This window comes from Shewanella sp. ECSMB14101, assembly GCF_000773485.1.
GTDB lineage: Bacteria > Pseudomonadota > Gammaproteobacteria > Enterobacterales > Shewanellaceae > Shewanella > Shewanella marisflavi.
In genome coordinates, this window is record NZ_JSFF01000006.1 from 42,331 (window position 1) to 57,250 (window position 14,920).

Annotated in this window: 13 protein-coding genes; 11 read left to right on the plus strand and 2 right to left on the minus strand. The window is 52.3% G+C overall.

The window, feature by feature from the left end; translation table 11 throughout:
• Positions 1 to 148: 148 nt before the first annotated feature.
• Positions 149 to 3,037, minus strand: a complete 2,889-nt coding sequence (glnE, locus tag NY07_RS07275; RefSeq protein WP_373681766.1) for a bifunctional [glutamate--ammonia ligase]-adenylyl-L-tyrosine phosphorylase/[glutamate--ammonia-ligase] adenylyltransferase — start codon at positions 3,035 to 3,037, stop codon at positions 149 to 151.
• Between the two features lie 253 nt (positions 3,038 to 3,290).
• On the opposite strand from glnE, the gene NY07_RS07280 reads away from it, so the two are divergent.
• The 8 genes from NY07_RS07280 (at position 3,291) to NY07_RS07315 (ending at position 10,310) form a co-directional block, all read left to right on the plus strand.
• The gene (locus NY07_RS07280) at positions 3,291 to 4,247 is read left to right on the plus strand and encodes a hypothetical protein (RefSeq protein WP_033538690.1); all 957 of its coding nucleotides are present in this window, start codon (positions 3,291 to 3,293) and stop codon (positions 4,245 to 4,247) included.
• 11 nt (positions 4,248 to 4,258) lie between these two features.
• Positions 4,259 to 5,158 (plus strand): DUF350 domain-containing protein, encoded by a 900-nt coding sequence (locus tag NY07_RS07285; RefSeq protein ID WP_033538691.1) that lies wholly within the window; start codon positions 4,259 to 4,261, stop codon positions 5,156 to 5,158.
• Between the two features lie 14 nt (positions 5,159 to 5,172).
• Entirely contained in the window at positions 5,173 to 6,900 is a 1,728-nt protein-coding gene (locus NY07_RS07290) for a polyamine aminopropyltransferase (protein WP_033538692.1), read from the plus strand.
• Positions 6,901 to 6,989: 89 nt separating this feature from the next.
• Positions 6,990 to 7,403, plus strand: coding sequence for a YjfI family protein (locus NY07_RS07295; RefSeq protein ID WP_033538693.1), 414 nt, complete (start codon positions 6,990 to 6,992; stop codon positions 7,401 to 7,403).
• A 70-nt stretch (positions 7,404 to 7,473) separates the two neighbouring features.
• Complete coding sequence (locus NY07_RS07300; RefSeq protein WP_033538694.1) at positions 7,474 to 8,160, plus strand: PspA/IM30 family protein; 687 nt, start codon at positions 7,474 to 7,476, stop codon at positions 8,158 to 8,160.
• 232 nt (positions 8,161 to 8,392) lie between these two features.
• A complete protein-coding gene (locus tag NY07_RS07305) occupies positions 8,393 to 9,037 on the plus strand; it encodes a DUF4178 domain-containing protein (RefSeq protein WP_033538695.1) in 645 nt (214 codons plus the stop codon).
• A 63-nt stretch (positions 9,038 to 9,100) separates the two neighbouring features.
• Complete coding sequence (locus NY07_RS07310; protein ID WP_033538696.1) at positions 9,101 to 9,433, plus strand: hypothetical protein; 333 nt, start codon at positions 9,101 to 9,103, stop codon at positions 9,431 to 9,433.
• A 79-nt stretch (positions 9,434 to 9,512) separates the two neighbouring features.
• Positions 9,513 to 10,310 carry a potassium channel family protein gene (locus tag NY07_RS07315; protein WP_033538697.1) on the plus strand — a complete coding sequence of 266 codons (798 nt, stop codon included), beginning with the start codon at positions 9,513 to 9,515 and terminating at the stop codon, positions 10,308 to 10,310.
• A gap of 47 nt (positions 10,311 to 10,357) precedes the next feature.
• On the opposite strand, the gene NY07_RS07320 is transcribed toward NY07_RS07315, so the two are convergent.
• Positions 10,358 to 11,845, minus strand: coding sequence for a CYTH domain-containing protein (locus NY07_RS07320; protein ID WP_033538698.1), 1,488 nt, complete (start codon positions 11,843 to 11,845; stop codon positions 10,358 to 10,360).
• 254 nt (positions 11,846 to 12,099) lie between these two features.
• Between NY07_RS07320 and NY07_RS07325 the strand changes: the two genes are divergently transcribed.
• The 3 genes from NY07_RS07325 (at position 12,100) to NY07_RS07335 (ending at position 14,854) form a co-directional block, all read left to right on the plus strand.
• On the plus strand, positions 12,100 to 12,780 hold the full coding sequence (locus NY07_RS07325) for a TIGR00153 family protein (protein WP_033538699.1): 681 nt from the start codon (positions 12,100 to 12,102) through the stop codon (positions 12,778 to 12,780).
• A gap of 23 nt (positions 12,781 to 12,803) precedes the next feature.
• A complete protein-coding gene (locus NY07_RS07330) occupies positions 12,804 to 14,072 on the plus strand; it encodes an inorganic phosphate transporter (RefSeq protein WP_033538700.1) in 1,269 nt (422 codons plus the stop codon).
• Between the two features lie 233 nt (positions 14,073 to 14,305).
• Positions 14,306 to 14,854 (plus strand): TIGR04211 family SH3 domain-containing protein, encoded by a 549-nt coding sequence (locus NY07_RS07335; RefSeq protein ID WP_081953789.1) that lies wholly within the window; start codon positions 14,306 to 14,308, stop codon positions 14,852 to 14,854.
• The last annotated feature ends 66 nt before the right edge of the window (positions 14,855 to 14,920 follow it).

Here is a 14,920-nt window from a genome sequence, read left to right on the forward strand (position 1 = left end):
GCCCCCTAGACCAGCCCGGCGACCACGGCAAGCCGAGCTACAACAACTCGCCCGTGGAATAGGTCGTTATTGCGATGCGCTGGTGACGGCCTAGCGCTTATCGGCTAGATTGCGGCACACCTTAACGCTATGCATCGGCGTGCGAGTGTTACTCGCTGCTTGCATCCGGTGCATCGCCGCCTAGGACGGTGCTGTAAATCGCACACACACGATCCGCATGCTCCTCGACCTGCTCCACCAAAAGCTGGCCCACCTCGCCTGCCAGCGTCAACCTATGGCTTTCATCGCGCAGATAGCAGTAGGCCTGAGTCAAATGTTGCGCGCTAAGGTGAGGCAAGAGCTCAAGCTCAGACAACACCTCGAAAATACGTACATTATCGGACCAGATAGCCAACTCCGGATGCTCATGAGTATTGGCCAGCACCAGATACTGGGCGATAAACTCGATATCCGCAATCCCGCCTGGGCTATGCTTGAGATCGAAACGGCCCTCATCGACTTTTAACAGGTGGGTGCGCATCTTCTGACGCATCTCACGCACCTCTTTGGCCAGCAGTTCCTTATCCCGAACAATGGCCAACACATCGGCCCTCAACTCACTGAAACGCCCTGCCAGGCGATTATCACCAAACAGAAAACGCGCCCTGACTAATGCCTGATGCTCCCAGGTCCAGGCCTCTTCACGCTGATAGCTACCGAAATATTCAATTTCACTCACTAAGAGCCCAGAAGCGCCAGAGGGGCGCAGTCGCATATCCACCTCGTAGAGTTCCCCCGACGTGGTACGGGTCGAGAAGAGGTGCAAAATACGCTGAGCCAGCTTTAGGTAGAAGTGGCCGATATCTATCGGGCGATCGCCGTTAGTCTGTAGAGCGTCTGGGTACTTGTCACGGGTGTAGTCGTGTAGAAACACCAAGTCCAGATCTGAGCCATAACCCAGCTCCAAGCCACCCGCCTTGCCGTAGCCTATCACGGCAAAGCCCATCTCCTCAGGAGCCAGATAGGGCGGCACGCCGTGACGCTTGCTCACCTGCTGCCAGGCATGGAGAACCACCTGCTCGATAATCGCCTCGGCAAGGAAGGTCAGATGGTCGCTCACCTGCATCACGGGCAATACGCCGGTTACATCGGCGGCGGCAATCTTAAGCTGCTGTGACAACTTAAACTGACGCAATGCCTCCATCTGCTGTTCCATATCCTCTTCGGGCACCCGCAGCAGGTATTGACGCAGCTCGCTGGGATAATCATCAAGAGACGTAGTGTCATAAAGCTGGGCCGGATCGATCAACTCATCCAGCAGCATAGGGAACTTAGCCAGCTGCTCGCCAATCCAGGGGCTAGCCATACAGAGACTCACCAGCTGTTGGCGGGCACCGGGATTTTCAAACAAGAGTTCAAGGTAGGTGGTGCGGGTCAAAATCTGATCCAACACCTTAGTCACTGGGATAAAGGCCTTAGTCGGTGTCGGCAGCAGAATAAGTTCCTGCAACAACCAAGGCATTAATTTATCTAAGGTTTCTCGGCCGCGAGGGCCTATAGTGCGTTTGGCGACTGTGGCGTGCCAAGACTTGAGCGCGGGCCAAAGCGCCTCTTCTTCCACACCATGTTCCTTGAGCAAGGCTTCGGCGTCTTCATCATCAAACAAGCTCCATAGCTGAGCCGTCCACAACTCGGCCACCTCATCGCTCTCCTGGCCTCCCACCGTCTCCTTGAAGTAGCGATGTATCTTCGCCATCGCCGCCTCAATATGGGTGCGCAGCTCGGCCTCGCTCGCCATACCTAGGGCATAGCAGAGGCGCTGCCAATCCAGCAAGTTTTGCGGCAGGGTCTGGGTCTGTTGATCCCCTATGGCTTGCAGCAGGTTTTCTACCCGTCGCAGCATGAGATAGCTTTGTTTCAGCTCATCCACCGCCAGGTATTCCAGTTGCCCCAGCTTATAAAGCGTATCGATGGCGCCAAACAGGCTCTGTTGGCGCAGCGCCGGTTCACGACCACCACGGATCAACTGAAAACTCTGCACCACGAATTCGACCTCGCGTATGCCACCCGCCCCGAGTTTAATATTGTCTGTTAGACGACGGCGTCTGACCTCCTGAGTGATCAGCTGTTTCATCTTACGCAGGGATTCGATAGCAGAAAAATCGATATAGCGGCGGTACACAAAGGGACGCAGCATGTCGTGGAGTTCATCACTATAAGCGCTCCAGGGGCCCAATGCGCGGGCCTTGACCATGGCGTAACGCTCCCAGTCCCGGCCCTGCTCCTGATAATAATCTTCCAGGCCACTAAAACTCACCACCAAGGGGCCACTTTCGCCGTAGGGACGTAGACGCATGTCGACCCGGTAAACAAAGCCATCGACTGTGACCTGATTGAGCAGGTTGACCAGACGTTGCCCCATACGAATAAAGAACTGCTGATTGTCTTGGCTGCGACGCCCACCTTGGGTCTCACCGTGCTCGGGAAAAGTAAAGATAAGGTCAATATCTGAAGAAAAATTAAGCTCACGGCCACCCAGCTTACCCATGCCTAAGATCATCAGCGGCTGAGGGTTCCCCTCACTGTCACAGGGAGTGCCATACTGCTTGCACATCTGGCCATAGAGCCAGTCGCGAGCGGCGATGATAAGGGCCTCGGCCAGCGCAGAGAGATCCAATAAAGAGTCATTGAGTTCTGCATAGCCCAAAAAGTCCCGCCAGGCGAGACGCACCATCTGGCGATTGCGGTATCGCCTGAGTATCGCCTTAACCTGCTCCTCATCTTCGGCGCCAGCCAAGATAGAATGCAGCTCTGTGCTGAAGCAATCGCGAGCGACATCGGCTAATTGCCCCTCGAACAGGCTAACAATCCAGTTGGGATGACGGCATAGCTGCTCGGCGACAAAATCGCTGAGACCAAAGATGGTTCTCAGCTCACGGGTCTGCTCCGGGGTCAGCTGTTCGGAAATATCCGGCCAGGACTCGACGAGGCGCTGCCAATGCTGCTCGGCAACCTGATTGACTTCATGGGGTAACGCTTGCTCACTCATGTTTTCCATCGCCAGAAAAATCCTTCAGCCTTAAACGGTCGACATATTATGTCATCAATGATATAGATAAGGTGTCAATGCAACTAAGCGGTAATCATCTTGGCATAAAATTGTCATCAATATTACTTGGGGGTATTAAAGATGGCTTTTTATCTTGCCCTACAGGTTACTATAACTCAGGTTACCGCTATATTATGCAAAGAAGTCGCAGACTGATCACTCATTTATCAGTCTCAATCTTAACTAATTTTATGGAGAAAACATGGCAGTGATGCTAATGCGTGTTCTCGCGCTGACCCTGGTCTTTGCCTTGACCGGATGTGGCGACGACAGGCCAGAGAAGATCGCCAAGTTTCAGCAGCTCGCCCAAGCAAGGGTCGACAACTTAGGCCAGATGCTCGACGGCGGTGAGCTGCGCAACGCCAACCTACTCAAGCAGTACGCCGATATCCTTGCCTCGCAAAAGCCCGATGTAGCACCTCTGTTGCAGGAGCTCTCCAAAGACGCCAGCAGCCAAGGGCCTATGTACAGCTCGCTCAAACGGCGTCTGCAGGAGCTAGGTAATGAGAGCAACTTTGTCGATCTGGATCAGCAGCTAGCCGAGGCGGAAAACCTCTATCAGGCCGCCGACCCTAGCCTGTTTAACGATATGCTGTCAGATCCGGTCAATGTAGTGGCCGACATGTCAGGTGGCGCCTTAGCCAGGGTAAATGCCATCAGCCGAGAGGCTGATATTCTCGCCAACGGCGGCGAAGACTTTGGCGCAGGCAGTCAACTGGTGGGAAACCCAGCCTATGGTAGCTGGCAAACCGGTAGCAACGGCATGTCATTCTGGGCCTGGTACGGCATGTACTCCATGTTTTCCAACTTGATGCGCGGCCCCGTCTACTACGACAGATGGTCGAGCCGCCGTAACTACAGCTACTACAATGACGTCGGTCGCTATCGTTACACCTCACCCAAACAGGCCAGTGCACAGAACCAGACCTATGAGCGCACTAAGAAGCAGTTCAACCGTCAGGGAAAGCAATTCGACAGCCCCTATGCCAAGTCTCGCTCAGGTTCCACCAGCTTGTCGCGTCAGAGTACCTCTACGCCTAAGGCAAGCACGGCAGGACGGGCAAGTAGCGGCAGTAAGTTCCGCTCAAACTACTCTAAGAACAGTAACTTCAGAAACTCCAGCAGTCGTACGACGCGCGGTGTTCGTCGGGGCAAATAAAGGATATTAAGATGACATTTTTTCAACACTACGGCCTGACCCAGGAACTGGCGATCATCTTGGCCATCGATCTGACCATCGCCATCATCTTGCTCACCGCCATGCGTTATATGCAAGGCTGGACCATTAAAGTCAACAGCACCCATGAACTGTCCGAGCGCGACAATTTCGCCTTCGGTATCAGTACCGCTGGCGCAGTGGCTGGCCTGGGGATTGTGCTCACGGGGGCAATCACAGGTGAAGCGGCCCAGTCCTACATGATGGAAGCCATCGGCATGAGTGCCTATGGCATCTTCGGCCTTATGCTTATCAAGCTTGGCCGTTTCCTGCATGACAAGGTGGCGCTGAACGAAATTGATAAAAACGCCATGATCTTAAAGGGCAATATCTCGGTCGCCATCGTCGATGCCACCGCCGCCATTGCCACCGCCATCATTATTCGCTCTGTGCTGCTATGGGCCGAAGATCTCACCCTGGACACCTTTATCGCCATCTTCAGCGCTTTTGCTATCTCGCAGCTGATGTTAGTGCTACTCACTCGCCTGCGCGAGCGCAGCTTTGCCAAGCGCCATGGTGACACCTCTATGCAGACAGCTTTGGCCAAGGGGCATACGGCACTGGCCATTCGCCACAGCGGCTATATGCTCGCCATGGCCCTAAGTTTCAATGCAGCCAGTCACTTTATCGTCTTTATGCCGACGGCCTATGTCACCAACATCATCGGCTGGCTAACCTTCTCGGTGATCATGCTGGTCGCCCTTTCGCTACTGCTGGCCTTAGTGAAAAAACTCGTGCTGGCCAATATTAATCTTGAAGATGAGGTCGAGCAGCAGCACAACGTGGGGATCGCCACCGTCGAGCTTGCAATCTGTATCGCCATCGCCCTGATCCTCACCAGCCTAATGGCCTAAGAGCCAAACGCTTAATGCAATCGACAAACACTACAACGCCTGCACCTGCAGGCGTTAAATCATTAAGCTGGTTCGATGATCTCCTGCTGTTGGGGATCATGGCGGTGCTGGCTGGCTGCGGCCTTATCTACGAATATCTGCTCTCCCATTATGCCGGGCGCATATTAGGGGCATTAGAAGCCGCCATCTACACCATGATTGGCCTGATGATCGTCTCCATGGGCATAGGGGCCTTCGCGGCGCGCAAGATCCGCTGCGCCTTCACTGGCTTTGCGATGCTTGAACTCAGCGTAGCCCTGTGTGGCGCCCTGGCGATTCTCATTACCGCCGCCGTCATAGGTTTCGGCCAGCAACTACCTATCATCATCGCAAACACCATAGGTTTGCCGCCTGATCAGCTGCCTCAAGGGGGCTTCATCGGCACCTTGCAGAAACTGAGTGAGTACCTGCCCTACGTCTGGGGGGTACTGCTGGGCCTGATGATAGGCATGGAGATCCCACTTATCGCTAGAGTGCGACAGTCCTTGTGTGACGAACACCTGCTGCACAACGCGGGCACCATCTACGGCGCAGACTATATCGGCGCCGGCGTGGGCGCGGCGATTTGGGTACTCTTCATGCTGGCGCTGGATATCCAGCTGGCGGCTGCGCTCACCGCCAGCTTTAATCTGCTGGCCGGTTTTCTGTTTATCTGGCGCTTCTGGTCTAAGATCCGCTTTGCCAAACTCTTACTCGTCGGGCATCTGATGGCCACAGGCATCTTGTTAGTGCTAGCCATTCATGGCCCCAAATGGGATCAGGCGTTCAACAACCTGCTCTACAAGGATAAGGTGGTCTACGCTAAGGCGACCCGTTTTCAGCAGCTAACCTTTACCGAGCGTTTGCGGGGTAATCACCTGCCGCCCGTCTACTCCCTCTATATCAACGGCCGCCTGCAGTTTTCCAGCCAGGATGAACATATCTACCACGCCTTCCTGGTTCATCCGACGCTGGCCGCCAGCGCGCGTCATGACAAGGTGTTGATCATAGGCGGTGGCGATGGTTTGGGCCTAAGACAAGTGCTCGAGTGGCAGCCCAAACAGGTGACCCTGATGGATCTTGACGCCGATCTGGTAAAGCTCTTTAAAGAGGGCGACCCAGAGATGCCTGAGCGGCTTTCAAACGCCCTGCTGCAACTGAACGGTAACGCCTTCGAGGATCAGCGCGTCGAAGTACTGATAGACGATGCCTTTAACGGTGCGGACAGGCTGATCGGGCGCGGCGAAAAGTATGACGCCATTATCGTGGATCTGCCCGATCCCAGCCATCCCGATCTCAATAAGCTCTATTCGGATCTCTTCTATCGCAAACTCAAAGAGCTGCTAAGCGCCGACGGGGCGATCTCAGTGCAATCGACCTCCCCCTACCATGCGCCGCAGGCCTTTATTTCAGTGGGTAAGACACTGGAGGCAGCAGGCTTCAAGGTGCAGCAGTATCATCATAATGTGCCAAGCTTTGGCGAATGGGGCTGGAGCCTGGGCACAATAAAGGGCCAAGATGCCAGGCAGAGGCTATCGCGCATGACGCAACTGCCCGTAGACGATCCCTGGCTCACTCCTGGGCTTATCAAGGCAGCCTTTGAGTTTCCTAAGAATTATTATGACGATGCAGATAAGGTGAAAGTCAACGATATCGGCTCCATGCACCTGTATCGTTACCATCAGCGTGCCTGGTCTGAGAGTGAAAACCTAACCCTAAACTGATGGAAAAATGGAACGGGAAAATAGCGCTTGACATATTATGTCGCAGTGCTATCTTTAATCGCAGACATAATATGTCAAAGAGGATAAATATGAACATTCACAACATTGCCAACCATCTCAATGAACTTGGCGACAATAGCCACACAGGCTTTCAGTTCGATTGCTACCCCATAGATGGTGACGTCGAAGTACTGCAAGTCAACATTGTGGGGCGCGAAGAGATCCCTGTGTTTGTATCGGTAACGGACAACCAAATCCTATGCATCAGCTACCTATGGGGCGAAGACGAAGTTAAGCAAGAACGTCGCAGCGAGATGTTTGAAACCATGCTCGAACTTAACATCCCTATGCCACTGTCCTCCTTTGCTAAGGTCGACGATAAATATGTGGTCTATGGCGCCTTGTCTGTGCAATCGAGCATGTTAGAGATAGAGCAGGAGCTGTCAGTTTTATCCGACAACTGCCTGGAAGTGATCGACGAACTCGCCGATTTCTTAAAGTAACCGCGAACCAATTTAGTCATGTAATGGCCCTCATCAAGAGCCGTGCCGTTACCCCAAGAGGAGTCATATTATGGGCATACTGAACAAGATCCTCACCGCATTTCGCGGTGGTGCCACCGAAGTTGGCCAGAGCATTGTCGACGCCAACTCAACACGCATCTTCGAACAGGAGATCCGTGACGCCGAGAAACACCTGACTAAGGCCAAGCGCGAGCTGACCGACGTCATGGCCAAAGAGATGCAAGCCAGCCGTGAGGTGGATCGCCTTAAGCGCGCCATCGCCGAACATGAAGGCTACGCCACTCAAGCGCTCGAAAAAGAAAACGAAGCCTTGGCACTGGAAGTTGCCGAGAAGATCGCCCAGTTAGATCAAGAACTGGCCGAACAGCAAAGCGCCAATGACAGCTTTAGCGCCCACGCGGCTCGTTTGAAAGATCTGGTGCGTAAGACAGAGCGTCAGTTGGCCGATTACCAACGCCAGCTCAGCATGGTCAAGACCACTGAAAGCGTGCAGAAAGCCACGGCGACGATCACAGACTCTTTTGCCAGCAGCAACTCTAAGTTGCTCAACGCCAAAGACTCTTTAGAGCGTATCAAGGCTCGCCAGCAGCAGTTCGATGACCGTCTCAAGGCCGCCGAAACCCTGGCCGACGAGAACAGCGACAAGTCGCTACAGGCCAAACTCGCCGAGGCTGGCATTGGCGAGCAGAAGTCCAACGCCAATGCGGTATTGGATCGCCTCAAAGCACGTAAATAACACCTGCTAAATCAACCAATAGCACCTTGCGGCTTTGCCCAAGGTGCTTTTATACCTATAACAGTATGTAAGTGATCAGAAATAAAACGCTTGAGAACAAGGCAGGACTTATTGATAACGCGTTATTTTACAATCAAAAAAGCAACCCAGTTATCGAACGTTTTAACAAGCTAGAAAGATCAATTATTTATTACGATTGGTATTCACCATTATTCATCGCACGAGGTCGCAAATGGGGTTTTTAAAAGGGCTTTTTGGTAAGAAAGAGGCGCCAAAACGCCAGCTCGATCACCCGAATCATTTACAAAAAGGCGATATTATCAGCCTGGATGACAGCTTCGCCCTGCCCGAGCAACTGCGCGGTCAACAACTGAGGGTCGAAGGAGTCAACACCTACGAATATCAGCGCAAACAGATCTGCGAATGGGTACTCAAGGGACACGGCAGCGACACTCTCTGTCTCTCATTAGATGAAGATGACGAAACCTACCTGGCCTTCTCGATCAAACTGCCCCGCAGCCAGGTGGAGCAGATCTTCGATCTAGACGCCTTTAGCGAGATCTTCGAAGAGGATTGTCACGCCGAACTCGAGGTTAAAGAGACTCCATCTAGCCTCACGGGCTGGCTTAGCGATCGCTATCATCAGATTAATTTTGCCCAGTTTGGCTACTTCCACCGAGCCGATTATCGCGGTATGCGTCCACCTCAAGATGAGGGACACACATCGGGCGAACCCTTCGAGAGCTATCTACTACTGGACGAAGATGAAACCCGCGCCGTCGAAGTCGAGGTCTATGAGGGTGGCGACACAGACGTTAGCCTGACCCTCTATCGCCCCTTGAGCGATATTCGCCAATATTGGCCAGCGCAGCTATAAACAACACAGGGCGGCGCCTACGCCGCCTTATCAGAGAGAGCCATAGCACTCTAAGGTAAGCCAATGACCAAGAATAAAAAATTGCTTCCCGAACAGTGGCAGCAGAATCAAAAAGCCGCCAAGGCTACTCAGGTTGCTTTCGATCTGGATGAGAAGTTTCAGTACTCTATTCGCAAAGCCGCACTGGATGCCGGTGTCAGCCCCTCGGATCAGATCCGCAGCATCTTAGGGCTCGCCACCACTAAACGCCCTAAGCGCCCGAGGCTCACAGTCTCCCTCAGCCCAGAAGATTACCAGTTACTCGCAGACAAATATGGCTTATCTGCCGATGAGCAGCTAGAAATAAAACGTCGTGTATTGGATGACCTGGTTCATTTTGTCGACGAAAACGAATAAGATCATGAATTGACGTTATTCATAGGCGACTCCCCGTGAGGCTAACCTTGGATGCCACAGCCTAAAAGGAATCGATTTCATGGCCGATAAAAAGCGCTGGTTACTGCCAATAGACCGCACCCCCACGCCCTTCGAATTGGCGATGATGCTACTGTCATTGCTATCGGTCATCGTAGTGTTAATGCTGACCTTCGCCAAGCTGGAAGATGAGACGCGCCGTCTACTCTTTTTTATCGATACCAGCATCTGCCTTATCTTCATCACTTATTTTTTCGTCAATCTGTTTCGTGCCGACAATAAAAGCGACTACTTCAAACACCACTGGATCGATCTGATCGCCAGCATTCCTGCCATCGAAGCCTTGAGGCTAGCCAGATTCTTCCAGATCCTGCGGGTGATCCGCCTGATCCGCATGACGCGCTCCATCTTAATTCCTCTGATGCGCCAGCGTCAGGAGGCGACACTCGCCAGCCTACTGGTGGCCATGGTCACTATTCTCACCCTCTCCTCTGTCATGATCTTACTGGTCGAAAGCGGTGCACCCAATGCCAATATTCGCACGGCGGAAGATGCCATCTGGTGGGCCATGGTGACCATCTCCACCGTAGGTTATGGCGACTTTTACCCTGTGACCACCATAGGCCATTTCATCGGCGGTTTGGTAATAATCTGTGGCGTAAGCTTCTTTGGGGTGATTTCAGGTTATATGGCCTCTATCTTCATCGCCCCCGACAGCAAACAGCAACAGGAAACCCATAGCCAGCAGATGCGCGACGAGTTGGAAGTTGTGCTTCACAGGATGGAAAAGAATCAAGAGACACTGCTCGAAGAGATAGCGATCCTCAAGCAACAACTGGATGAGAAAGGTAAACCTTAACAGGCGACTCCCATACGAAAGTCGCCCATCTCTAAGGCATCAGGCCATTAGCGCCAGTAGGGCTGAACCTTAAGCGCCGAACGGCGCGAATGCTCCATGGCAAACAGCAGGCTCTGCTCCTTGTTGTCCAACCAATCACCTATGTCACGCCCTAAATGTGTGGCAATCTCTCGCAAACGGCGGTAAGCGGCCAGGGTACGAATACCCAATACTAAGTCCTGCCATGGCGCACGAAACTGATCCCGCGGCTTCTGCCGATAAAGCTCGCCATAGGCCACGCCCACAAAGATGCTCTCATCCAATGCCTTGGCAAAAGATTGATAATCTTCGCTGCTTAGCTCCGCATTAGATGGCATCAGCTCGACAATTCGCTGCCAGGAGGCTTCTTGCAGGGTATCGGCGAAGATCTGCAGACTCTGCAACTCATCGATCCGTACCTGTCCGGCATTGATTGCCATCAAGAGGCTCACCAGACGCACCTGCAGATGACCATAGGCCACATCCATCAACATGGCATCTATCTGCTGCGGGATCGCCATCTCACTCAGCTGCAAGTTCACCGCATCGAGCAGCCCCTCAGGCTCGCTCAGATTACCCAGTAAGGCGCCATCGTTATCTAACAGCTCACACAGGCTCAATCCCGGCTCGACGAAATCTAAGTGCGCCTCAACGGCAGCAAAAGCCTGTTGAAGGGCATCATCTAACAGGGAAAATTGCTCTAGAGTGCAGCGCAGCAGACGGATACAAGCCCGCAATCGATAACCCAATAGCGGCAATTGCGCCCTGGCCTCGCGAGACTCGAGTAACATAGCTTCCAGCTGCTGCCAACGATCCAGACCGGTTTCCAGTAACGTCACCAGCGCCTGTTTCAGCGAGCCGCCCTGCGGCAGCGCGATAAACTCTAGGGTCTCAAGCTGCAAAGGACTGGCCATGGCCGCCAGACGATAGCCGCGCTGCGCCTTACTGGCACGACCTAAACGCGCAGGGATCTGCTCGGTGACACGAGAGGCGAGACTCAGTAGCGCCTGGGCATCACCGGCCAGAAGTTCAAATTCCAACTCACAGAGAGGTTCGCTGATGCCCTGCGCCGTAATGCTGCCAATATCCAGCGCCACTTCCACCAGACTCTCATCGATATAGATATGCCAACTCATACGGGTAAAATCGGTATCGAACAGAGACACCAGGCTTGCCTGCACCGCATCGATGTCGGCGCCTTGTGGCCAAATCGCTTGCGGAAAAAGCGATAAATTCACCTTTGCTTGATCGATATCAATATTGTACTCGGGGCGAGAATGCACCCCGCCCACCACAGTACCTGCGGTCTTAATGGTCTGCTCATAGGTGCCGTTGCGGCCACGAACACGCAGCCCCATGTCCCACTGCCTGAGCTGCAGTTCGGGGGTATCGTAGTAGCTATTCGTTAGATGAGTTGCGCCTTTTGCATCACTATGAGGTAGACTGTTTAGCAGTGATACCAAGGCTTCGCGTTTGTTTTCGGGGAAAAATAGTTTTAACTCTATTTCGGCTTCCATTCGCCAGCTGCTCACTTTTTTTGATCTAAAATTCGGAACTGTAATGAATGTGTCATTATACTTTCATGAAAATTTCACAGTGTCATATTAGTGTCACAATAGGGCACTAGTATCTCGCATTGCAGTTTATATATAACTCGTTAGAATAAAAACTGTCTGTTTTTATATAAAAACGCAGTTTCAATACGCGGACGCTTGGGTTAACATGCGCCCGCATTTTCCAACAGTGGAATAACCTAAATAGGTACACGGCAATGCCAGTAAACTCTATTTTGGGCGTGTTTGCAAAATCGCCAATTAAACCATTACAAGATCATATCGACAAAGTGCACGACTGCGCCTCGATCCTTGTACCATTTTTTGAAGCTACTGTCGCAGGTGACTGGGACAAAGCTGTTCAACTTCGTAAACAAATCAGCCAAGCAGAACGTGAAGCAGATGAACTCAAGCGTGAGATCCGCTTAACCTTGCCCGGTGGCCTGTTTATGCCAGTTGAAAGAACTGACTTACTGGAGCTACTTACCCAGCAAGATAAGATCGCCAACAAGGCGAAAGACATTTCCGGTCGTATTATTGGCCGACAACTACTTGTCCCAGAAGCAATTCAAGAACCTTTTAATGCTTACCTAGCACGTTGCATCGATGCTGTCGCACAGGCTAAGCAAGCGATTAACGAACTCGACGACCTACTAGAAACAGGTTTTAGAGGCCGTGAAGTCGATCTCGTCGCAAAAATGATCGGTGAACTCGACAAAATTGAAGAGGACACAGACGATTTACAAGTCAAGATCCGTCGTCAGCTGTTTAGCATTGAAAATGAGCTAAACCCTGTGGATGTGATGTTCCTGTACAAGATAATTGAGTGGGTTGGAGACTTGGCAGATCTTGCCGAGCGTGTCGGTTCCCGCCTAGAGCTAATGTTGGCTCGCGTCTAAAAACAAGTTATCAAGGTATCAACATGGTTGATGTATTAATCACCAATGGCCCATGGCTGATCGCCATTGCGGCTGCATTTGGATTTTTAATGGCGTGGGGTATTGGCGCGAACGATGTCGCTAATGCAATGGGAACCTCAGTAGGTTCTAACGCGATCACCATTAAACAAGCGATCATCATCGCAATGATCTTCGAATTTGCCGGTGCTTACCTAGCAGGCGGTGAAGTAACCAGCACGATCCGTAAAGGGATCATCGACTCGGCTTACTTTGTCGACTCACCAGAGCTATTGGTCTACGGTATGATCTCTGCGCTTCTTGCTGCAGGTATCTGGCTGGTTGTAGCCTCAGCACTGGGCTGGCCAGTATCTACCACTCACTCTATCGTTGGCGCTATCGTTGGTTTCGCCGCCGTTGGTGTAAGTGCTGACTCTGTTGCTTGGAGCAAGGTATTTGGGATCGTCGGTTCTTGGGTGGTCACCCCGGCTATCTCAGGCTTTATCGCCTTTACCATCTTCCAAAGCGTACAAAAGCTGATCTTCAACACTGACAATCCGCTGGAAAACGCTAAGCGTTATGTGCCTTTCTATATGGCACTGGCTGGTTTTGTGATGTCACTGGTGACCATCAAGAAGGGTCTTAAGCACGTTGGTCTGCACTTTACCAATGTGGAAGCCTACTCACTGGCTGTCTTTATTGCCATCCTGGTTGGTCTTGGCGGCATGGTAGCCATCAAGCGTCTGAAGATGAGCAAGAGCGCCGATCGTCAAACCCAGTTTGGCAACGTGGAGAAGGTGTTCGCTATCCTGATGGTTGTGACCGCATGTTGTATGGCATTCGCCCACGGTTCTAACGATGTCGCCAACGCAATTGGCCCGCTGGCTGCAGTGGTATCCGTTGTAAATAGCGGTGGTGAGATCGCCAGCCAAGCTGAATTGGTATGGTGGATCTTACCTTTGGGTGCCTTTGGTATCGTCCTGGGTCTGGCTATCTTTGGTAAGCGCGTAATGCAAACCATAGGTAAAAACATTACCCACCTGACCCCAAGCCGCGGCTTTGCCGCCGAGCTGGCTGCCGCATCAACCGTGGTTATCGCCTCGGGTACTGGTCTGCCTATCTCAACCACACAGACACTAGTCGGTGCTGTACTGGGTGTAGGTATGGCTCGTGGTATCGCTGCGATCAATATCGGCGTAGTGCGTAACATCGTGGTCTCTTGGGTCGTCACCCTACCTGCGGGCGCGGGTCTGTCGATCATCTTCTTCTTCATGATTAAAGGTATCTTTAGCTAAGCTAAGCCCTATCATTGAGAAAAGAAAAAGGAAGCCTCAGGGCTTCCTTTTTTGTATCACATTGCAACGGATCTGTTTTGGGCAAGGTATCTATCCAGATGGCACTGATACTAAGATTAATTCCTGGTAACACTTCCCATGTTGGACTTGCAAATAGCTAGCTAAATCCCTAGCATGTGCCAATATTTCGCTGAAGAGAACTCAAAGTGTTAAGACTCCTATCTATCCTTGCAATGATGTTGCTGTCATCGTCGCTAATGGCGGCAGAGCAAACCCGTTATATCTCAGATAACGTCTACACCTTCCTCCACGGTGGTCCAGGCACCCAATACCGCATTTTAGGCAGTGTTGAAGCCGGTCAGCCCGTCACCTACCTGGGTGAGATGCAAAATGACTACGCCAAAGTGGTTGACCACAAGGGCCGCGAAGGCTGGGTCGATAGCAAGATGCTCGAATCAAGCAAGAGCTTCCGTGTGCAGCTGCCTGAAGTACAGGCCGAACTGGACAAGGTCAAGGCCGAGCTTGAGAGCGTCACTAACGAGAGCGACAGCAGCGCGCAGCTGATACGCCAGCTACGTACACAACTGGCCAGCGCCGAAGAAGCCCTAGCCAAAGCCTCGAGCGAGCGTGACAGCGCGACTCGTGAGCTAACCAAGTTAAAAAACGATGAGCGCTTCGAGCTGATGAAGCAAGGCGGCATGATCGCCGGTATAGGTGTGTTAATCGGCGTCATCCTGGTCTATCTGCCGCGTCCCCGTCGTCGCCAGAAAAACCGCTGGTAATTCTTACCAGAAACAAACAAGCCAGGACCCAGTTCCTGGCTTTTTACTATCAAATCCAGTTCAATT